Origin of the sequence: Novosphingobium ovatum (assembly GCF_009909235.1) — a bacterium.
Taxonomy (GTDB): domain Bacteria; phylum Pseudomonadota; class Alphaproteobacteria; order Sphingomonadales; family Sphingomonadaceae; genus Novosphingobium; species Novosphingobium ovatum.
The window spans coordinates 14,853-35,347 of record NZ_JAAAPO010000004.1 but is presented as its reverse complement, the minus strand read 5'-3'; the positions used below and the strand labels follow the sequence as shown (position 1 = coordinate 35,347).

At 65.3% G+C, this 20,495-nt stretch carries 15 protein-coding genes; 6 read left to right on the top strand and 9 right to left on the bottom strand.

The features are described from left to right. The 3 genes from petA to pepN all read right to left on the bottom strand — a co-directional run bounded on the left by petA (position 1) and on the right by pepN (position 4,204). Positions 1-564, bottom strand: a complete 564-nt coding sequence (gene petA, locus GTZ99_RS10325) for a ubiquinol-cytochrome c reductase iron-sulfur subunit (RefSeq protein ID WP_161718593.1) — start codon at positions 562-564, stop codon at positions 1-3. Between the two features lie 234 nt (positions 565-798). Beyond that, positions 799-1,578 carry a peptidoglycan editing factor PgeF gene (pgeF, locus tag GTZ99_RS10320; RefSeq protein WP_201742486.1) on the bottom strand — a complete coding sequence of 260 codons (780 nt, stop codon included), beginning with the start codon at positions 1,576-1,578 and terminating at the stop codon, positions 799-801. Next, positions 1,571-4,204, bottom strand: coding sequence for an aminopeptidase N (gene pepN / locus GTZ99_RS10315; RefSeq protein ID WP_161718591.1), 2,634 nt, complete (start codon positions 4,202-4,204; stop codon positions 1,571-1,573). The genes pgeF and pepN overlap by 8 nt, the downstream gene beginning before the upstream one ends. 61 nt (positions 4,205-4,265) lie before the next feature. On the opposite strand from pepN, the gene GTZ99_RS10310 reads away from it, so the two are divergent. Beyond that, positions 4,266-5,057, top strand: coding sequence for a Rossmann-fold NAD(P)-binding domain-containing protein (locus GTZ99_RS10310; protein ID WP_161718589.1), 792 nt, complete (start codon positions 4,266-4,268; stop codon positions 5,055-5,057). Here the strand turns inward: GTZ99_RS10310 and GTZ99_RS10305 are convergent. Genes GTZ99_RS10305 through GTZ99_RS10285 form a run of 5 tightly spaced genes read right to left on the bottom strand, consistent with a single transcriptional unit; the run spans position 5,054 to position 9,765 of the window. Continuing rightward, a complete protein-coding gene (locus GTZ99_RS10305) occupies positions 5,054-5,953 on the bottom strand; it encodes a DMT family transporter (protein ID WP_161718587.1) in 900 nt (299 codons plus the stop codon). The two genes, GTZ99_RS10310 and GTZ99_RS10305, sit on opposite strands and share 4 nt — an antisense overlap. Then, positions 5,953-6,954, bottom strand: a complete 1,002-nt coding sequence (locus GTZ99_RS10300) for a threonine aldolase family protein (protein WP_161718585.1) — start codon at positions 6,952-6,954, stop codon at positions 5,953-5,955. The genes GTZ99_RS10305 and GTZ99_RS10300 overlap by 1 nt, the downstream gene beginning before the upstream one ends. 46 nt (positions 6,955-7,000) lie before the next feature. Then, positions 7,001-8,611 (bottom strand): TadE/TadG family type IV pilus assembly protein, encoded by a 1,611-nt coding sequence (locus GTZ99_RS10295; RefSeq protein ID WP_161718583.1) that lies wholly within the window; start codon positions 8,609-8,611, stop codon positions 7,001-7,003. 33 nt (positions 8,612-8,644) lie between these two features. Continuing rightward, positions 8,645-9,190, bottom strand: a complete 546-nt coding sequence (locus GTZ99_RS10290) for a TadE/TadG family type IV pilus assembly protein (RefSeq protein ID WP_161718581.1) — start codon at positions 9,188-9,190, stop codon at positions 8,645-8,647. Next, on the bottom strand, positions 9,190-9,765 hold the full coding sequence (locus GTZ99_RS10285; RefSeq protein ID WP_161718579.1) for a TadE/TadG family type IV pilus assembly protein: 576 nt from the start codon (positions 9,763-9,765) through the stop codon (positions 9,190-9,192). Before GTZ99_RS10285 ends, GTZ99_RS10290 begins: the two co-directional genes overlap by 1 nt. 290 nt (positions 9,766-10,055) lie before the next feature. Between GTZ99_RS10285 and GTZ99_RS10280 the strand changes: the two genes are divergently transcribed. Beyond that, complete coding sequence (locus GTZ99_RS10280; RefSeq protein ID WP_161718578.1) at positions 10,056-11,054, top strand: GDP-mannose 4,6-dehydratase; 999 nt, start codon at positions 10,056-10,058, stop codon at positions 11,052-11,054. A 329-nt stretch (positions 11,055-11,383) separates the two neighbouring features. Here GTZ99_RS10280 and GTZ99_RS10275 read toward each other — a convergent pair whose 3' ends face one another. Further along, positions 11,384-11,974 (bottom strand): cytochrome b, encoded by a 591-nt coding sequence (locus GTZ99_RS10275; protein ID WP_161718576.1) that lies wholly within the window; start codon positions 11,972-11,974, stop codon positions 11,384-11,386. Between the two features lie 147 nt (positions 11,975-12,121). Here GTZ99_RS10275 and GTZ99_RS10270 point away from each other — a divergent pair, with 147 nt between their 5' ends. The 4 genes from GTZ99_RS10270 (at position 12,122) to GTZ99_RS10255 (ending at position 20,399) form a co-directional block, all read left to right on the top strand. Further along, positions 12,122-13,597 carry a glycosyltransferase family 2 protein gene (locus GTZ99_RS10270; protein ID WP_161718574.1) on the top strand — a complete coding sequence of 492 codons (1,476 nt, stop codon included), beginning with the start codon at positions 12,122-12,124 and terminating at the stop codon, positions 13,595-13,597. A gap of 100 nt (positions 13,598-13,697) precedes the next feature. Beyond that, on the top strand, positions 13,698-17,027 hold the full coding sequence (locus GTZ99_RS10265; RefSeq protein WP_161718572.1) for a transglutaminase family protein: 3,330 nt from the start codon (positions 13,698-13,700) through the stop codon (positions 17,025-17,027). Next, a complete protein-coding gene (locus GTZ99_RS10260) occupies positions 17,017-19,506 on the top strand; it encodes a circularly permuted type 2 ATP-grasp protein (RefSeq protein WP_227711258.1) in 2,490 nt (829 codons plus the stop codon). Before GTZ99_RS10265 ends, GTZ99_RS10260 begins: the two co-directional genes overlap by 11 nt. Next, a complete protein-coding gene (locus tag GTZ99_RS10255) occupies positions 19,503-20,399 on the top strand; it encodes a transglutaminase family protein (protein WP_161718570.1) in 897 nt (298 codons plus the stop codon). The genes GTZ99_RS10260 and GTZ99_RS10255 overlap by 4 nt, the downstream gene beginning before the upstream one ends. Positions 20,400-20,495 lie beyond the last annotated feature (96 nt).

Sequence of the window (20,495 nt, the reverse complement as noted above, 5' to 3'; positions counted from 1 at the left end):
TCAGCCGATCTTGACGACAGTGTCGGAGGTGAATTCGTAGGGCGGCACTTCCAGGTTCTTGGGAGCGGGACCCTTGCGGATGCGGGCGGCAGTGTCATAGGACGAACCGTGGCAGGGGCAGAAATAGCCCCCGAACTCACCCTTCACCTCACCCTCGCCGGCGCCCAGCGGCACACAGCCAAGATGCGTACACACGCCCATGGTGATCAGCCAGTTGGCCTTGCCGGGCTTGGTCCGGTCATCCAGGCTTTGCGGATCACGCAGCGAGCCCACGTCCACCTTCTTCGCCTCGGCGATTTCGGTCGGCGTCAGATTGCGCACGAAAACCGGCTGTTTACGGAACACCGCCTTGATCGCCTGACCCGGCTGGATCTTGCTGATGTCGATCTCGGTCGAGCTTTCGGCCAGCACATCGGCCGAAGGGGCCATCTGGCTGACCAGGGGGTACAGGGTGGAGGCTGCGCCTACCCCGGCCGCGCTAACCGCGGCAACATGGATGAAATCGCGCCGACGCACCCCCTGTGCGGCGTCATCTGAAGTGTCTGCAACAGCAGTCTGTGTCATGATCGACCCTTGCCTTACGCCAATGCCTTGCACCAATAGGCCCTCCGGGTCCGAAGGGCCTGAAACGAAACCAACTTAAGCGCGCTTCGCCGCGTGTATTCAGGTAATCCCCAGCGCCGACGCTCTTTCAGAAATAGCCCCCTGACGGACGCCGGCCTTTTTGGGTTTGATAAACATCAAAACAGGGACTGCCAACCGCCTTTTTCTTGCGACGAGCCGTGAAGCGCGCGCCAATCAGTCCAAACCGATCAGCGAAATCTGCCGCCCATAGTCGGCGCAGGCCTGATGGGTGGATCGGCGGAACGAGAAAAACCTGTCTTCATTCAGATAGGTATCGATGTTCAGGGGGTCGATTCGCACCACCCCTGCGGCCCTTATCCGATGGGCGACATAGGCGCTCAGATCGAATTGCCAGTGCCCTTCGCGGCCCAAAAGAAAATGCGTTTCCTGCCATTCGCCCGCCTGAACAAAGCGCTGGCGGAAGGTTTCGTCCACCTCATAGCTGGATTGGGCGATGCACGGGCCGATGGCGGCGGTGATGCGCTCGGCCCTCGCGCCCAGCTTTTCCATGGCCGCCACGGTCGCCTCGCACACGCCGGTAAAGGCGCCCTTCCACCCGGCATGGGCCGCGCCCACCACGCCTGCCGCCACATCGGCAAACAGCACCGGCGCGCAATCGGCGGTCAAAATGCCCAGCAACAGTCCGGGGCGATCGGTCACCAGCGCGTCGGCATGGGGACGGTCAGCCTCGGCCCAGTCGCCCGCCACCACGCAGGTCGGCGAATGCACCTGATACAGCCCCACCAGCCGCGCGCCCGGCAACACCGCCGCCGCCGCGCGGGCGCGGTTTTCAGCCACGGCGGCCGGATCATCCGCCGATCCCAGCCCCACGTTCAACCCCGCCACAGCCCCCTGTGACACACCCCCGCGCCGCCCCAGAAAGCCATGCGCCACGCCCGCTAGGCCCGCGCTGCGCACGACCTCCACCGGGCCGTCAAACCCTGCCTCAGCCAAGGCTCTTGCTCACCTGCTCGAACGTGTCTTTGGACAGGCCGGGGGTGGCGATGATTCGCTCCAGTTGCGCCTTCATCATCGCGGCGCGCGCCGGTTCGATCCGCCGCCACCGGCCCAGCGGCGGGACAAAGCGCGCCGCCGTCTGCGCATTGATCGGGTCCAGCGCGATGATCAGATCGGCAATCATCCGGTATCCCGCCCCGCTGGCGTCATGGAACGCCCCCGGATTGACCGCCATGGCCATATACAGCGCGCGCACGCGGTTGGGGTTGTGCATGGTGAAATCGGGGTGCCCGGCCAATTCGCCCACATGGCGCAACACATCGCGGTGCAACGACCCCGCCTGAAGCGAGAACCACTTGTCGATCACCAGCGCGTTGCCGGTGTAGCGCTCGCGGAAATCGGCCAGACGGGCGGCCCGCAAAGGCGTCTCCAGCCCGCACAGCACCATCAGCGCGCCCTGACGGTCGGTCATGTTGGTGGCCGCGTCATATTGCGCGGCGGCGCGGGTGGCGGCGTCATCGGGGCGGCCAGCCGCCAGATAGACCAGCGCCTGCGTCTTGACCTTGCGCGCGCCCTTGGCGGCGGCATCATGGCCAAAGGGCACGGCGCTGGCCCGGTCATGCAACGCGGCCAGTTCTTCGGCCAGTTCCGCGCCCAGCCATGCCTTCAACGCCTCGCGCTCGGCATGCAGCAGGCCGGGATCGACCACCGGCAGGCGTTCCGACAAATAGGCGTGGGCGGGCAGGATCATCAGCTCACCCCGCATCAGATCGTCCAGCGCCGCATCGGTCACAATCGCCCGCAAGGCGTTGGCGATGGCAAAGCGGCCCTTGGCGCGGGCGGCATCGCTCAGATCACCCGAGACGGCCGCCACCAGATGGGCGACGATCAGGCTTTGCATCGCCTCATACCGGGCAAAGGGATCATCGTCATGGGCCGCCAGAAACACCAGATCACCCTCTGACGTATCGGTCAACACCGTCACCGGCGCGGAAAAGCCCCGGTTGATCGACAGCACCGGACGCTGGCTATAGCCGGAAAAGCTGTGCGATTCCGATGCCTTGGTCAGGATGATCAGTTCCTCACCGCGATGCGCGCCGGTGGCCGGATCGAACAGGGCGGTGCGCAGCGGGATCGGCACGGGCTGCTTGTCCGGCTGACCGGGGGTGGCGGGCACCTCCTGCGTAAAGTCCAGCGTGACGGTGTCACCCTCGTGGCGCAGGGCAACGGTGACGCGCGGCGTTCCGGCCTGACTATACCACAGGCGGAATTGAGTCAGGTCCAGCCCGGCGCCTTCCTCGATCGCGCGGACGAAATCCTCACAGGTCGCGGCCTCGCCATCGTGTCGGGTGAAATACAGGTCGGTGCCTTTGCGGAACCGTTCCTCGCCCGCCATGACGCGCATCATGCGGATCACCTCGGCGCCCTTGTTATACACGGTCGCGGTGTAGAAGTTGCTGATTTCCTGATAGGAATCCGGGCGGATCGGGTGGGCCAGCGGGCCGCTGTCCTCGGGGAACTGGGCGCTGCGCAGGATGCGCACATCCTCGATGCGCTTGACCGGGGGCGATCCCATGTCGGCGCTGAACATCTGGTCGCGCAGGACGGTGAACCCCTCCTTCAGCGACAATTGGAACCAGTCGCGGCAGGTGATGCGGTTGCCCGACCAATTGTGGAAATATTCGTGCCCGATCACCCCCTCAACCGCGTCGAAATCGGCGTCAGTCGCGGTGTCCGGGTCGGCCAGCACGTAACGGGTGTTGAACACGTTCAACCCCTTGTTTTCCATGGCCCCCATGTTGAAATCGCTGACCGCGACGATGTTGAACAGGTCCAGATCATAGGCCCGGCCAAACGCGTCCTCGTCCCATTTCATCGAGGCGATCAGGCTGCGCATCGCATGGTCGGTGCGGGTTTCATCGCCCTGCCCGTCAATGCTGCCCCGCACCCAGATGTTCAGCGTGACATCACGCCCTTCCATCGTGGTGAACCGGGCGGTGTTGGCCACCAATTGCCCCGCCACCAGCGCGAACAGATAGGACGGCTTTGGCCAGGGATCGTGCCATTCGGCCCAATGCGTGCCATCGCCATTGTCGCCCGTGGCCACGCAATTGCCGTTGGACAACAGCACCGGAAAGGCTGCCTTGTCGCCGCTCATCCGCACGCGATAGATCGCCAGAACGTCCGGGCGATCCGGGAAAAAGGTAATCCTTCTAAAGCCTTCCGCCTCGCACTGGGTGCACAGCATGCCGTTGCTGGCATAAAGGCCCATCAGTTGCGAATTGGCGATGGGGCTGATGGTGGTCTCGATTTCAATGGTGTGGGTGTCATCGGCCAGATCGATCAACAGGTCATGCCCATCCATCCGCCAGTCATTGCGCACCACATCATCCACCCGGATCACGCCGGGGGTCAGCCCATCGCCGTTCAGGCGGATCGTCTGCACGCCATCGCCAGCCGGGTTGCGCACCACGTTCAGCGTGGCCCAAACCGTTGTTTTCTCTAGATCCAGCGTGAAATCCAGCGCCACTTCGGGCACCAGCCAGCGCGGCGGGGTATAGTCCTCGCGACGGATCACGGTGGGGGTGGCAGGGGCGGGCGGTTGGGTCGAGACGCTGTCCATCATCCCCCCTTTCTAGAGCAAGCCTATCGCTTTTCCACCCTTTGCCTTTATGGAAATGCGCATGAAACGGGTGATGATATTCGGTTACGGTTTTGCCGGTCGTGCGATCGGGCGGCAAATGCTTGCCCGTGGGTGGCAGGTCAGCAGCACCGGCAGCGCGGGTGATTTTGCTTTCAATGATAGCAATATGGTGGCGCTTCGACTCGCGCAGGCCGATGTCGTGATCAGTACCGTGCCGCCCGTTGATGGCGCCTGCCCGGTGCTGAGCCATTATGGCGATGGGCTGGCGGGGAAATGGCTGGTCTATCTCTCGTCCACCGGGGTCTATGGCGATGCGCGCGGCGGCTGGGTGGATGAAACCGCGCCGGTCGGAGGCGGGCGCCGATCGGCCCGGGTCATGGCCGATGCGGCGTGGCTGGCGCGGGGGGCGCGGGTGTTCCGCCTGCCGGGGATCTATGGTCCGGGGCGATCCGCGTTCGACCGATTGCGCGATGGGCGGGCGCACCGGATTGCGTTGCCCGATCAGGTGTTCAGCCGGGTGCATGTGGAGGACATTGCCGGGGGCGTGCTGGCGGCGATAGACGGGGACGCGCCGGCGGGGGCGTATAATCTGGCCGATGACCTGCCCACATCGCAAAACACCGTGATCGAGGCAGCCGCCCGCCTGATGGGCATCGCGCCCCCGCCGCTGATGGCGCTGGACGATCCCGGCCTGCCGCCTGCCTCGCGCGCGTTCTATGCCGAGAACCGCCGCGTGGCCAATGGCCGGGCGAAACGGGTGCTGGGCTGGCGGCTGCTCTATCCCACTTATGCCGAAGGGTTGCGGGCGATCTGGCGGGGCGAAAACGCTTAACGCCGCCCCGAAAGCGCCAGCACCAGCCCCAGCATCGCCAGCACCGATCCCCCGATCGACAAGGCGCTCCAGTGGTAGCCTTCGAACACGGTCGAAAGCGCCATCGCCACCACCGGCACCGCCACCCCATTATAGGCCGCCCGCCCCGCGCCCATGGCGCGGATCAGCGCGAAATAGACCGGAAAGGCGATCACCGATCCCACCAGCGCCAGATAGGTCACCCCCGCCCAATAGCCGGGACGCGTTTCGATCACCGGGGCGCCATCGACCACCAGCGCGAACAGCGCATCGGCCAGCGTGCCAAACAGCATCGCCCATGTCAGCATCGGCACCACCGGCATCCGCCGCCCGGCCTGCGTTGCCTGCGCCACATTGGCCACCGAGGCACAGGCCAGCCCGCCCAGCGCAAAGCCCACGCCCGTCAGCACATGGGCGCGATCGACGCTTTGCCATTCCTGCACCATCAACAGCGCGATGCCCGCCATCGCCACCAGCGACCCGGCGACAAACCGCCCCGACATCCGCGTGCCCAGCACCAGCCGCGAGAGCGCCGCATTGGGCACCATCAACAACGCATAGATCACCGCCACCAGCCCGGATGTGACGTAATGTTCGGCGCGATAGACCATCTGGAAATTGCCGAAAAACTGCGCCAGCCCGACAAAAGCGGCCAGCACCATGCCTCCGGGCGGCAAACGCAGGCTTTCGCGCCGCGCGATCGTCAGCGCGATCATACCGATGCTGCCCACGGCAAAACGCCACGTCACCGTCCACGAAGGCGGCGTGGCGCTGATCTGGTCCTTGATCACCAGCCACGTCGATCCCCAGATCAGTGCCAGCAGGACAAAGCCCGCCAGCGCCCGGCCCGACAGCCCCCGATCCTGTGTCGCCCCCATCACAGGCCGGCCAAGGCGCGGGCCAGCGCCGTAACTTCGCCCGCGTCCGCATCCCATGCCGTGACAAAGCGCGCGCCATCCGCGCCCCAGTCGTAAAAGGCAAACCCCTGCGCGCGCAGGGCATCGCGTTCAGTCGCGGTCAGGGTCATGAACACCTCGTTCGCCTGCACCGGGTGCAGCAACCGGCCCGGCGCGGCAGCGGCGATTTCGCCCGCCGCCGCATTGGCAGCCCGCGCATTGGCCAGCCACAGATCGCCCCGCAGCATCGCCAGCAATTGCGCCGCCATGAACCGCCCTTTTGACTGCAAATGGCCAGAGCGTTTGCGGTTGTACCGGGTGATATCGGCCAGATGGGAATCGAAAAACACCAGCGCCTCGGCGTTCATGGCGCCGTTTTTGACACAGCCAAAGGACAGCGCGTCCACCCCGCCATCGCAACTGGCCGCCGCCGGGGTGCAGCCCAGAAACGCCACCGCATTGGCAAAGCGCGCCCCGTCCATATGCAGCCGCAGATCATGCGCGCGCGCGCTCGCGCCAATCGCTGCGACTTGCGCGGGGGTATAGACGCAGCCCGCCTCGGTGGCCTGGGTGATCGAGACCGCCTGTGGCCAGACCTGATGCACATCGCGGCGCAGCGGGGCGATGGCATTGGCGATGGCCTCGGGCGTGATCAGCGCGTGGTCGCCATCGACCAGCATCAAGCCCGCCCCATGTGTAAAGAACCCCGGCGCGCCGCATTCATCCACCTGAATATGGGCGGCGCGGTGGCAGATCACCGCCCGGTGCGGTTGCACCATCCCGGCCAGCGCCAGACAATTGGCCGCCGTCCCGCTGGCCACCCACAGCACCGCGCATTCCCGGCCAAATAGCGCGCCAAACGCCTCGTCCAGCGATTGCGAGAGGGCGTCATTGTCATAGGGCCGGTCGGCGCCATCGGCCCCCTGCATCGCGGCCCAGACAGCGGGGTGAACGGCGGCGGCATTGTCGGACAGGAAAGGCATGGGGCACAGCCTGTGCGCCCCTTGCCCTATCGCGTCAAGCCGCGCCTTATTGCACCAGGTGCGACTGTTGCACCGTCAGCGAGAACAGCGTTTGCAGCGCGGTCGGGATGCTTTGATTGGTTGTCACCTTGTAGAACAGCGGCGACCCGTCCGACCCCACCGAGGCGCAAGCCTTGAGCTGGGTTTCGACGGTGGGCAACAGAGGCACCAGCCAGCTGACACCGGAATGGTAATCAATCGAGGACGCCACATATTCGGTGTACAGAATGGCGATCCGGATGCCCCGGTTCTTGATCGCGGTGCAGCGTGCCAGATGGTCAGACGTCATGTATTGATAATAGCGCCCGCCATACAGATCGTCGTCGGGCATGCCATCGGTGATCAGCAACATCACCCCCTGCGGGCTACTGGCGGTCAGGCCATCGCCCGGGGTGGCCATGGCGGTGTTCATTTCGCCCAGCATGGCATACATGCGGGTGCTGACGGCGTTGTTGCAATAGGTGGTCGTCGGACAGCCCGAGCTGTAGAGATAGGGCTCTGCGGCCGCCAGATCGGGCACTGACGACGCGCTCATGGTGGTGAAATCGGCCATGCTGCTGGTCAGCGTGCGGGCCGAATTGCTTTGCCCCTCGCGCGGATAGTCAAAGCCGTACATCTGCATCTTGTACACCACGCCATTGGCGGTGGCCTGACTGCCGGCATAGGGGATCAACTGCTGCACCGCCGCGCGCGAGTCATCCAGACGCAGGTTGACGTTGCCATAGGATGGGAACCACACCGCCATGTTGCGCGCGATCCACCAGCTGTCGACCATCTTCAGCCGGTTCGAGATCGTCGTGCTGAGCCATTGGGTCGTGCCGTCGGGGTTGTAGACCTGAAACTGGCCCGCGTTGTTGACGTCCTTGAACGCATAGCTGGTCCATGTGGTGGGATCGATATAGATGCGCACGCCCCCCGGCACGCCCGAACGTTGCCCGGCGATGGTGCGGATTTCAACGCCGTCCCAACTGGGGTTCTGGACATGGCAGGCAAAGGCGCAGCCGATGCCATAGCCCGGATTGGACGAATAGGGCGCCGTCACCGCCCGCAGCGCCGAAATGCCCGTGCTGGTCGTGGCCAGCAGCATCGAGGGGCTGGTGTCGAGCACCAGATAGAAATTCATATAGGGCGCCTTGGTCGCCTGCGCCTTGGCCACGCCGGAAATCGGCCACTGGCTCAGCCCCAGCAGGCTGCCGAACAGCGTGTTGACCTTGGCCCGCCACGTCACCACCGCCAGACGGCCGTTGTTCAGCGCGCCCACCGTGCTGATGTCAATGTTCAGGTCCTGCCCCTGATTGAAGCTGACGCTGGGCAGTTCGCCAATATGCCCGGTGAACATCTTGCGCGACACGGCCCCCATGCTGCCTTGCGAGTTCTGCATGTTGGTGGCGCTGACCGCGATCAGCGCGGCCGAGTCCGCCGCCGCGTCGAACTGGCTCTTGACCTTCATCACGCGGGCGTAATCCACGCCAAACCCCACCGCAAAGGTCAGCGGGATCAACACGCCTGCCGCAATCATCAGTACGTTGCCAGAGGTGTCATCGCGCAACCGGCGCGCCAGCACGTGCATCGCGGCAAAGGGAGCGATCAGGCGGCGGATCAGGGCGGGAGCGTTCATGGAAGGGCGACCTTTGGGCACAGGCATCAGGCGTCAATTGGCATTGAGCGGGATCGAACTGGACAAGCGCGGGCTGATCAGCACCGTCTCGGTCATGTTCAGCGTGCGGCTGCGGTACAGCGCGCTGGTATAGGGATAGGTCACCTCGCCATAGATGACATAGGTGCCCACACTGGCCATGGCGGAGGGCATCGCCACGCTTGACCCCACCGTGCGGGCGGTGCCGTTCTGCGCCTGGCTCCACACCACGGTGGCGCTGTTGCCGGTGGCCACCAACAGCTGGGAAATGCGGATCGTCACGCCCGTCGCGTTATAGGGCAGCATCACCTGCGTGCTGGCCGCCATCATGGTCGTCAACTGGCTGGGCGTGACGCTGGCGTTGCGGCTGACCAGATCGGTGATGACATGGGCCGTCACCGTCACCTTGCGCGAGGCGGCAAAGCCATCGGACAGGACATAGGTCATGGTGTAGAGCGAAATCATGATCGGCGCGGCAAAGGCGAATTCGACCACGATCGACCCGGTCTGATCGGCCCACAACCGCCGCCACACCGCGGCCAAAGGACGCAGGGCGCGCATCAGTAATACTCCGTTTTCAGCACGGTGACGGCGGTGATCAGACGGTTGCCGCCCTGATCGGTCACCAGATTGCCGGCAAAGGCCGATGCGGCCGTGGGCCACAGATACATCAACCGCACCACCACGATGTCACCGCGCGAACCCAGCGTATAGTTCATGGTGTTGGTCACCACACCCGACGCGTTATAGGTCAGCGTCACACGGCCCGTGGTGGCCGTGGCATAGGAAGCGGCGGTGTTGACGTCGACATACAGGCGGTTGCACGACATGAACGGGGGCAGCTTGGCACAGGCGGCGGTCTTGAACTGGGCCTGGGTCATGGAGGCGTTCTGGGCCTGACCGGTCATCACAATGCGCCCGGCTTCCTCGACCGTGGATTGCAGGCCCTGTTGCGCCAGAAAAATCAGCGCGATGTTCAAGATGCCCAGCACCAGCGCGATCATCATCGGCCCGATCAGGCCGAATTCCATGGCGATCGCGCCGCTGTCATCCGCGATCAGCTTGCGACCGAATCCGTTTGGCGCCGCCTGTGCGGCGTCAATCTGCGGACGCGCGAATCGCCAGTGCTGCTTCACCGTGGACCTCCTGGAATTACGGGGATTTTCGGGCAAAAGCTTAAACAAGCTGTTAACCCGCGCCGCGCCCGGATTTCCGCGATAAAGCGCGGTTTCCACGCGGCTTTTTCCACAGCCCGTCCCGCAGGCCACCACAGCCGCGCGCCCGGCCGACCTAGGGGCCTTGCCGGATGGCCCAACCCAAACGGAGGCAATTCACCTTTTGGCGGCAGTCATGCTTTGTTAGGCGGTCGGGCGATATGTCGGGGGCGGACACCGGGCATCACACCCCGGCAGGTTGGAGGCGTTTCATGAAGGTTCTGGTGACAGGTGCGGCCGGGTTCATCGGCTATAGCCTGGCGGTGCGGCTGTTGGCGCGCGGCGATACGGTAATCGGGCTGGATGTGGTCAATGATTACTATGACGTCACGCTGAAGGAAGCCCGTCTGGCCCGCCTGCGCGAACTGGGCGGCAACCGCTTTGCCTTTGTCCGTCAGGACTTTGCCGAATATACCCCGCTGGTCGAAGCGCTCAAGGAGCACAGCTTTGACCGCATCGTCCATCTGGGCGCGCAGGCGGGCGTGCGCTATTCGATCACCCACCCGCACGCCTATCTGTCGGCCAATCTGGCCGGCCACCTGAACATGCTGGAAATCGCCCGCCACCGCGGGGTCGAGAATATGGTCTATGCGTCCAGTTCGTCGGTCTATGGCGGCAACACCAAACTGCCCTTTGCCGTCGAGGACCGGGTGGACCAGCCCGTCAGCCTGTATGCCGCCACGAAAAAGGCGGATGAGCTGATGAGCGAAACCTACGCCCACCTCTATCGCGTGCCGCTGACGGGCCTGCGGTTTTTCACGGTCTATGGGCCGTGGGGCCGCCCGGACATGATGATGTGGATCTTTACCAAGGCGATTCTGGAAGGCCGCCCGATCCCCGTGTTCAACAACGGCGATATGTACCGCGACTTCACCTATATCGACGACATCATCACCGGGGTGATGGCATCGCTGGACAATCCCGCCCCCGACGATGGGCTGGAAAAGGCAGGCGGCAGCACCAAACCACACCGCCTGTACAACATCGGCAACCACAAGAGCGAGCACCTGATGAAGGTGGTGGAGATTCTGGAAGAGCAATGCGGCAAAAAGGCCGAGATCGATTTCCAGCCGATGCAGCCGGGCGATGTGCGCCAATCCTTCGCCGATATCGAGGCGATCCGCCGCGACCACGGCTATGAACCCACCACCAGCATCGATGTCGGCGTGCCCAACTTTGTGCGGTGGTACAAGGAATATCACGGGATTTGATGGGGTTGGTGGTTTGGTGCCTCCGGCGGGTTAAGGGCGTTACGCCCTTAACAATCCCCATAATGGCAACGCGGTTTGCTGATCGGCGTCGCACTTGATGGCTATGGCATCGATGTGAAGGCCGCTACGCGGCAGAGCGTATTCCTTGTCTTCCCGCGAAGCGGCTTTACCCATAGCGCAACAGCGCAACGCCAGAACCGCCCCGATTAACGGGATTGTTAAGGGCTCCCGCCCTTAACCCGCCGGAGGCCCCCCCCCTCCAAAACGCAAAACGCGGGAGAAAGGCCAGCGCCCCTCCCCCGCGTACCGTTACGCGAAACCGCGAAACCTTACTTGCCAAACCACATGCGCGAGAGCGACGGCTTGCGGTCGATCAGCGAGTGCTTGAGCGCGCCCAGAATGTGCAGCGCCACGGCCGCGATCAGGACAAAGGCCATGATCTCATGCGCTTCGCCCAGACCGCCGTGCCATGCGTCCTTGGTCACTTCGTCCATGCCGCCAAACACCGGCAGGCGGAAGAAGGGGATGGAACCAAACAGCTTGAGCGGGTTTTCCGCCGCGCCTTTCCATGCCGAATCATGCAGCCAGCCCGACAGCGGCACCAGCACCATCAGCAGGTAGAGCGTGTGGTGGATCGCGGCGGCCAGTTTGGCTTCGGCGGGCTTGGTGCCTTCGGGCAGGGGCGGGGGCGTATGGCCAATGCGCCACAGCACGCGCATCGCCACCAGGCCCAGCACCGTGATGCCGATCGATTTGTGCAGATCGGTGGCCGCGCGCGCGGCGGTGGCGGGAAGCTGTTCCAATTCAACCTGATGCCACAGACCTTCCAGCCCCAGTCCGGCCACCAGGTTATAGATGATGCCGACAGCTATCAGCCAGTGCAGCACGATCGCCACCCCCGAATAACGCTGAATGCTCATGTCCCGCCTCCTGTTACGGTTTGATACGTTGATTGGGTCGCGCAAAACGGACCACTTGGTTAAGGGCCAACCTTGCGACGTTCGTATGACAGACGTGCAGGAACGGCAATCTGCCATTCACCTGCGCTCGACGATTAGGGTGCGATGATGAACTCGATGTCTTCCCAGATGGCGGCTGCTTTTGCGCAGGCATCGCCGCGTCACCGGCGGCGGGCCGTGCCATGGATCAGCGTGGTGATCGGCAGCATCGGGCCAATCCTGTTCCTGATCCTGACGGCGCAGGCATTCCTGCGCAGCAGCATCGCCGGTTGGGCGGTGGGCATCGTCTATATCCTGTATGACACGTTCCTGCTGGGCTTTACGGCGCGGCAGATCCGATCCCTCATCGCGTCGGAAAATGCCGCAACCGCATTGCCCGATGACGCGCCGCGCCCCAGTCTGGGCGTGATCATCGCCGCCCGCAACGAGGCGCCCGTGCTGGGCATCACCATCGACACGCTGGCCGATCAGGACGGCGCGCCCGATTTGATCCTGCTGGCCGATGACGGGTCAAACGATGACAGCCCGGCGGTGATGAAGGCGCTCTATGGGCTGGAGCCGCCGATGCTGGGCACGATCAGCCCGCCCTCGCCCGTGCGGCCCAATCTGCGCTGGCTGCGCCTGCCCCATGGCGGCAAGGCGCGGGCGCTGAACGCCGCGCTGCCGCTGATTGATACCGAAGTGGTGGTGACGCTGGACGCCGACACGCTGCTCGCCCCCGGCGCGTTGAAAGCGATGCGCGATGCCTTTGCCGCCGAACCGCAACTGGTCGCGGCCACCGGCGTGCTGACCCCGATCTGTGGCAAATCGCCCATGGCGCGGGCGTTCCAGTGGTTCCAGTCCTATGAATATGTCCGCAATTTCCTCTCGCGCTATGCGTGGATGGGGCAGAACGCGCTGTTGCTGATTTCGGGCGCCTTTGCCGGGTTCCGCCGCGATGCGGTGATGGAAGTCGGCGGGTTTGACGATGACTGCATGGTCGAGGATTACGAGCTGATCCATCGCCTGCACCGCCACGCCCATGACACGTGTCAGGACTGGACCGTGCGCGTCATCGGCCATGCGCTGGCCAGTACCGATGCGCCGGCCGGGCCGATGGCCTTTTTGCGCCAGCGCCGCCGCTGGTTTGGCGGGTTCCTGCAAACACAGCGCTGGAACCGCGACATGGTGGGCAACGCCGCCTATGGCCGGTTGGGCACGCGGATGTTGCCGGTCAAGGCGCTGGACACGGTGCAGCCGATCTATGGCATGGCCGCGTTCCTGATCCTGATTTATCTGATCGCCACGGGACGGTTTTATGCCGCTGGCCCGATCATCGCCATCATGCTGGCCAAGGTGGCGGTGGACCTGACCTTCCACATCTGGTCGATCGGCATCTACAAACGCTGGACCGGCCAGACCGAAGGGCTGGATCTGGGCCCGGCGCTGCTGGCCAGCTTTGTCGAGCCGTTCTGTTTCCAGTTGCTGCGCCATGCCGGGGCGATCTGGGGCTGGGTGGCGTTTTTGCAGGGCGGGGGCAGTTGGGGCCGGATGCACCGCACCGCGCTCACCGCGCGGGTCGAGGAAGCGCAAGCGGGCGCATGACCCTGTGCCGCCCCCGGCCATGTGGTAATACGCATGCCGGGGGTGGGACGGTCATTTTCGATGTTGCGGTGCAAAATGGTTTGGCGCACAACATGGCCCCATGATCAAGGCCGGGCTTCACCACCTCACCCGCTATTCCTATAGCAAGCCGATCCATCTGGGCCCACAGGTCATCCGATTGCGGCCCGCACCCCACAGCCGCACGGCGGTGCCGAATTATTCGCTGAAGATCAGCCCGGCCAACCATTTCCTGAACTGGCAACAGGACCCGCACGGCAATTGGCAGGCGCGGGTGGTGTTTCCCGATCCGGTCGACCATTTCGCCATCGAGGTCGATCTGTTGGCCGAACTGGCGGTGATCAATCCCTTTGACTTCTTTGTCGAGGATTACGCCGAGACCTATCCCTTCACCTATGACGCCACGCTGGCCGAGGATCTGGCCGCCTATTACGATACCGAGGACCAAGGCCCGCTGTTCGAGGCGATGGTGGAGAAATTCACCGGCCACACGGGGCGTACCATCGACTTTCTGGTCGAAATCAACGCCCATGTGAACCAGACCGTTGGCTATGTCATCCGCATGGAACCGGGGGTGCAGACGCCAGAGGAAACGCTGGAGGTGGGCACTGGCTCGTGCCGGGATTCGGCGTGGCTTTTGGTGCAATTGCTGCGGCGGCTGGGCTTTGCGGCGCGGTTTGTCTCGGGCTATTCGATCCAGCTGACGCCCGATGTGGTGGCGGTGGACGGCCCGGCCGGTGTGGCACAGGACGTGTGCGACCTGCACGCCTGGACCGAGGTCTATGTGCCGGGCGCGGGCTGGATCGGGCTGGACGCGACATGGGGCCTGTTTGCGGGCGAAGGGCACATTCCGCTTTGCACCACCCCGCATTACCGCTCCGCCGCGCCGATCAGCGGCGGTTACACCACCGAGGACGGCAAGCCCGTCGACAGCGATTTCCATTTCGACATGCGCGTGGACCGCATCGCCGAAGCGGTGCGCATCACCAAGCCGTTCACCGACGAACGCTGGGCCAAGGTGCTGGCGCTGGGCGAGCAGGTGGATGCCGACATCCGCGCGCAGGACATGCGCCTGACCATGGGTGGCGAGCCGACCTTTATCGCGGACGGCGATTTTGACGCGCCCGAATGGAATGGCGATGCCGTCGGCCCGACCAAGGCGTTGTACGCCGACCGGCTGATCCGCAAGCTGCGGGACGAATTCGCGCCGGGCGCCTTGCTGCACCATGGGCAGGGCAAATGGTATCCGGGGGAAAGCCTGCCGCGCTGGGGCTATTCGATCTATTGGCGGCGCGATGGCGTGCCGGTGTGGCGCGATGCCAGCCTGATCGCCGGGCAATCGCCCAACCCCGTGCCGTTGAGCGCGGACGATGCCGCGCGCTTCCTCTCGGCCACGGCCACCGCGCTGGGGGTGGAGCCGGACTATGTCCAGCCGGTGTATGAGGACGCCATCGACTGGATCCTGCGTGAGGCCGAGCTGCCCGAAAACACCAGCCCCACCGATCCCAAGCTGGACGATCCCGAAGTGCGCGAACGCTTCATGCGCACGTTCCAGCGCGGGCTGTCGACGCCGATTGGCCATGCCCTGCCGGTGCAGCGCTGGCAGACCAAGGTGCAGCCTGTTCGCCGCTGGATTTCCGAGAAATGGCGCACGCGGCGCGGGGTGCTTTATGCCGTGCCGGGGGATTCGGCGCTGGGCTATCGCCTGCCGCTGGGGTCTTTGCCCTATCTCACGCCGGCGCAATATCCCTATATCCACCCGCAGGACCCGGCCGCGCCCCGTGCGCCACTGCCCGATGCGCGCCAACGCTTGGCCGAACTGGCGCCGCTGCCCTATGTCGCGCCACAGCCACAAATCCACCCCAGCGCGATCGAGGGCGCGGTGCGCACCGCCATCACAGTTGAGGTGCGCCATGGCGCGGATGGCGATTATCTGGTGGCCTTCCTGCCCCCGGTCGAAACGCTGGAGGACTACCTAGAGCTGATCGCCGCGATCGAGACCGTGGCCGAAGACACAAGCCTGCCGGTGCGGATCGAGGGCTATGCCCCGCCCTCCGATCCGCGTCTGGCCGTGTTGAAGGTGACGCCCGACCCCGGCGTGATCGAGGTGAACATCCACCCCGCCGCCAGTTGGGCCGAGCAGGTGGAGATCACCGAAAAGCTGTATGAGGCCGCGCGCCAATGCGGCCTGACCGCTGATCGCTTCATGACCGATGGCCGCGCGGTGGGCACGGGCGGGGGCAACCATATCGTGCTGGGCGGGCCCAGCCTGCTGGACAGCCCGTTCATCCGCCGCCCCGATCTGCTGAAAAGCTTTGTGCTCTATTGGCAGCGGCACCCTTCGCTGTCCTACCTGTTCAGCGGGCTGTGCATCGGCCCGACCAGCCAGTCCCCCCGCATCGACGAGGCCCGCCACGATGGGCTCTACGAGCTGGAGATCGCGCTGGACCAAATCCCCGGCCCCGATCAGCCACAGCCGCTGGCATGGGTGCTGGACCGGTTGTTGCGCAATTCGCTGGTCGATGTGACGGGCAACACCCACCGCACCGAAATCTGCATCGACAAGCTGTTTTCCCCCGATGGCCCCACCGGGCGGCTGGGGCTGGTGGAATTCCGGGCCTTTGAAATGCCGCCAGAGGCGCGGATGAGTCTGGCCCAGCAATTGCTGATCCGCGCCTTGGCCGCGTGGTTCTGGCGCCAGCCGCAGGACGGGATGCTGGTGCGCTGGGGCACGCAATTGCATGACCGCTTCATGCTGCCCCATTGCGTATGGGATGATTTCCTGGACGTGCTGAACGATCTGCGCCGCGCGGGCTATGATTTCGACCCCGTCTGGTTCGAGGCCCAGCGCCAGTTCCGTTTCCCCATCCATGGCAGCGTGCAGGCCGGCGGCGTGCAGCTGGAAATCACCCATGCGCTGGAGCCGTGGAACGTACTGGGCGAAACCGGGGCGATTGGCGGCACGGTGCGCTATGTCGACAATTCGACCGAGCGGTTGCAGGTGCGCGCCACCGGCCTGACACCGGGCCGCCACATCATCACCTGCAACGGCCGCCGCGTGCCGATGACGCCCACCAACCAACCGGGCGAAGCCATCGGCGGCGTGCGGTACAAGGCGTGGTGGCCCGCCAATTGCCTGCATCCGATGATGCCGCCCCATGCGCCTTTGACCTTTGACGTGGTGGACACGTGGAACCATCGCAGTCTGGGCGGTTGTGTGTATCATGTGGCCCATCCGGGGGGGCGCAATTACGATACGGTACCGGTCAACAGCTATGAGGCAGAGGCACGGCGCAAGGCGCGTTTTGCCGATATGGGCCACACACCGGGCACAATCGCTCCGCCGCCCGAGGAGCTGCCGGGAGAATTTCCGATGACGCTGGATCTGCGGCGCGGAGTCCATGTCCGCTGACCCTGTTCTGGATAGCGCGCTGATGGGCGACTGGCTGGCGGCCTATGCCCCGGCGGGTGGGCGCGGGGATCTGTATCGCGGCGCCAGCCCGGATATGGTCGCGCGCTGGCAACAGGTGGCCTGCGGGTTATCGGCGCTGTCTGATGGTCAGCCGTCCGCGTTTCAGGAACAACTGACGCGGCAGGTGCAGGATCTGGGCCTGACCTATCGCCTGACGGGCGATGCGGACGAGCGCGACTGGCCGTTAAGCGCCATGCCGGTGTTGATCGATGCCGCCGAATGGGGGCAGATCGAGGCCGCCCTGATCCAGCGCGCCCGCCTGATGGAGGCGGTGGCCGGGGATATCTATGGCGCGGGGCGGCTGGTGGCCGATGGTCATGTGCCCGCAGCGCTTGTCACCGGCAGCCCCTATTTCGCGCGCAGCATGCGCGGGCTGCGGCCGCTGGCCGACCATTACCTGCATGTCTATGCCGTGGATCTGGCGCGCGGACCGGACGGACAATGGCGCATCCTGTCCGACCGGCTGCGGCTGGCCAATGGAGTGGGCTATGCGCTGGAAAACCGGCTGGCCATCAGCCGCCAGACCGGCAGCCTGCTGGGCGATGTGCATGTGCGGCGCATGTCGGGTTTTTTCGCCGATCTGCGCAGCGGGATTGCCGCCGATTGCGGGCGGGAAAACCCGCGCATCGCGCTGCTCTCGCCCGGTTTGCTGAATCAAAGCCACGCCGAACAGGCCTATCTGGCGCGCTATCTGGGCTTTCCACTGGTCGAAGGGCGCGACCTGATGGTGCAGGAGGATCGCCTGTATCTGCGCACCATCGCCGGGCCCAAACGGATCGACGCATTGTGGCGCTGGCTGGACACCAATGCGCTGGACCCGCTGGCGTTTGACGCGCGCTCCAGTCTGGGGGTGCCCGACCTGTTTGGCGCATGGGCGCGCGGCGGGCTGGAAATGGCCAATTGGCCCGGCGTCGAAGTGCTGGAAAGCCGCGCCATGGCCGCCTTCCTGCCGCGCCTGTGCGGGGTCTTGCTGAACGAGGAACCCCTGTTGCCCAACATCGCCACATGGTGGTGTGGCCAACCGGCCGAGGCCGAGGATGTGATCGCGCGGATCGACGATCTGGTGATCGCCAGCGCTTTTGGCACGCAGGCTGTGGGTCTGCCCGCATCAGGCCGGGTGGTGGGCGCGGACCTGACCGCCGCGCAACGTGCCGAACTGATCGCCGCGATGCGCCGCCGCCCGATGGATTACGCCGGGCAGGAGATCCTGCAAATGGCCACCACCCCCGCGCTGGTGGGGGACGCGCTGGTGCCGCGCCCGTTCACGCTGCGCGCCTTTGTCGCGCGCGACGGGCATGGCGGGTGGAGTGTGATGTCGGGCGGCTTTGCCCGGCTGATTTCGCCCGATGCGATGCCCGGCGCCTTGCTGGACAGTGGCGATCTGTCGGCGGATGTGTGGGTGGTCGATCCCCTGCCCCAACCCCGCCCCGAAGCCATCGGCGATACGCCATCCGCCCCGATCCGGCGCGGTGGTGGCATTCTGGCCAGCCAGACGGCCGACAACCTGTTCTGGTTCGCCCGCTATGGCGAACGGGCCGAAATGACGCTGCGGGTGCTGGGCAATCTGCTGGGCAGCTCGATCGAGGTCGACGGCGCGGGCGAAGGTGAGGCCGAGGCGACCAACGCCATGGTGCAATTGCTGGTGCAATGGGGGGCGATCGCGCCCGATACGGTGGGGCAGCCGCTGGACCGCCTGTGCGCCGCCGCCTTGGCCGAGGCGCAATTGCCCGGCGGCATCCACGCGCTGGTCCGCCGGTTCCAGACGGCCGGACTGGGCCTGCGCCAACGCTTTGCCCGCGATTTCTGGCGGATTGCCAACCGCGCCCTGCCGCCGATCCGCGATACCCACCCGCAGGGGCTGATGCGCTGGACGCGCGAATTGCTGGAACGCTTTGGCGCGCTGGCCGGGCAGATGGCGGAAAACATGGTGCGCGGGCCCGCCTATGACTTTCTGGACATGGGCCGCCGGCTGGAACGGGCGCTGTCGATCTGCCACGTCACCCGCGTGCTGGCCCGGCCGGGCGCCGATGTCGACGCGCTGAACGCGCTGCTGGAACTGTGTCTGGCACAGATCACCTATCGCGCGCGCTATCTGGCGGGGGCGATGCGGTTGCCAGTGCTGGATCTGGTGCTGCTGGACCCGGACAACCCGCGCTCGCTGGTCTATCAGGTGGAACGGTTGTGCGACCATCTGGCGGGGCTGCCACGGTTGCGCGACGACAATCTGCCCGAACGCCCGTTGCGCAGCGCGCGCGGGGTGTTGGCGCTGCTGCAATCCCTGTCGGTCGAGGATATCGACGAGGCCCGGTTGCACGAGATCGAAACCCGGCTGATGACGCTGTCTGAAACCATCGCGGCGCGCTATTTCCTGCCGGTCGAGCGGCAGGCCGCCACAGGGCCAGAGGCGTTGCTGGCATGATCTATGACGTGACGCATACCACCAGCCAGCGTTACGCCGGGCCGGTGCAACTGGCGCAATTCCTGTTGCGGCTGACGCCTGCGCCCTGGCCAGGGCAGGAGGTCACCAATCCCACACTGACCATCACGCCCACGCCCGCCGTATGGCGACAGGAAACGGGCGCTTTTGGCCTGTCGCAGACACGGATCACCATGGGCGGGCCGATCAGCGCTCTGGATATCATCAGCCGGTTTCGCGTGACCGTCACACCGCCCGCCCTGCCCGATGGCGACGGGCCCAGCGTGGCGGCGGTGCGCGCGATGGTGCTGGCATCGCGCGATCTGGGGCCGCGCGGACCGGCGGCCTATTGCCATGCCTCGCCCATCGCGCGGGCAGAGCCGGACATTGCGGCATGGGCCGCGCCCTTGGTGCAGGACGCGATGGGGGTGATCGGCGCGGGCCGGGCGCTGATGGCCGCGATCCATGCCGATTTCCGCTTTGATCCGACCGCCACCACCGCGCAAACCCCGCCCATTCAGGCGTTTCAGGCGCGCCATGGGGTGTGTCAGGACTTTGCCCATATCATGATCATCGCGGCGCGGGCGATGGGTCTGTCGGCCGCCTATGTCAGCGGCTATTTGCGCACCCTGCCGCCCAAGGGCCAGCCGCGGCTGGTGGGGGCCGACGCGATGCATGCATGGGTGGCGCTGTGGTGTGGGCCGGACATCGGCTGGGTGGGGTTTGATCCGACCAACGCCTGTCTGGCCGGTGGCGACCATATCGTGCTGGGCATGGGGCGCGACTATGGCGATGTGGCCCCGCTGGACGGGGTGTTCCACGGCGGCGGCGGCCAATCGTTAAGCGTGGGGGTGGATGTGTTGCCGGTGGACGAGGCCAGCACTGCCCCCGCCTGACTCCGCCTGCCTTAAAAGCAGACGCCCAAAACAGGCAGGGGGCCGGCCGCCGTGTCTGCACACGACCGCGCGGCCCCCGCCTTTTGCCCTAAGCCT

Excerpts from the sequence above, each read along its gene's own strand:
- petA (WP_161718593.1), bottom strand. The coding sequence starts at position 564 with ATGACACAGACTGCTGTTGCAGACACTTCAGATGACGCCGCACAGGGG.
- pepN (WP_161718591.1), bottom strand. The coding sequence starts at position 4,204 with ATGGACAGCGTCTCGACCCAACCGCCCGCCCCTGCCACCCCCACCGTG.
- GTZ99_RS10310 (WP_161718589.1), top strand. The coding sequence starts at position 4,266 with ATGAAACGGGTGATGATATTCGGTTACGGTTTTGCCGGTCGTGCGATC.
- GTZ99_RS10305 (WP_161718587.1), bottom strand. The coding sequence starts at position 5,953 with ATGGGGGCGACACAGGATCGGGGGCTGTCGGGCCGGGCGCTGGCGGGC.
- GTZ99_RS10300 (WP_161718585.1), bottom strand. The coding sequence starts at position 6,954 with ATGCCTTTCCTGTCCGACAATGCCGCCGCCGTTCACCCCGCTGTCTGG.
- GTZ99_RS10295 (WP_161718583.1), bottom strand. The coding sequence starts at position 8,611 with ATGAACGCTCCCGCCCTGATCCGCCGCCTGATCGCTCCCTTTGCCGCG.
- GTZ99_RS10290 (WP_161718581.1), bottom strand. The coding sequence starts at position 9,190 with ATGCGCGCCCTGCGTCCTTTGGCCGCGGTGTGGCGGCGGTTGTGGGCC.
- GTZ99_RS10280 (WP_161718578.1), top strand. The coding sequence starts at position 10,056 with ATGAAGGTTCTGGTGACAGGTGCGGCCGGGTTCATCGGCTATAGCCTG.
- GTZ99_RS10275 (WP_161718576.1), bottom strand. The coding sequence starts at position 11,974 with ATGAGCATTCAGCGTTATTCGGGGGTGGCGATCGTGCTGCACTGGCTG.
- GTZ99_RS10270 (WP_161718574.1), top strand. The coding sequence starts at position 12,122 with ATGAACTCGATGTCTTCCCAGATGGCGGCTGCTTTTGCGCAGGCATCG.
- GTZ99_RS10265 (WP_161718572.1), top strand. The coding sequence starts at position 13,698 with ATGATCAAGGCCGGGCTTCACCACCTCACCCGCTATTCCTATAGCAAG.
- GTZ99_RS10260 (WP_227711258.1), top strand. The coding sequence starts at position 17,017 with ATGTCCGCTGACCCTGTTCTGGATAGCGCGCTGATGGGCGACTGGCTG.
- GTZ99_RS10255 (WP_161718570.1), top strand. The coding sequence starts at position 19,503 with ATGATCTATGACGTGACGCATACCACCAGCCAGCGTTACGCCGGGCCG.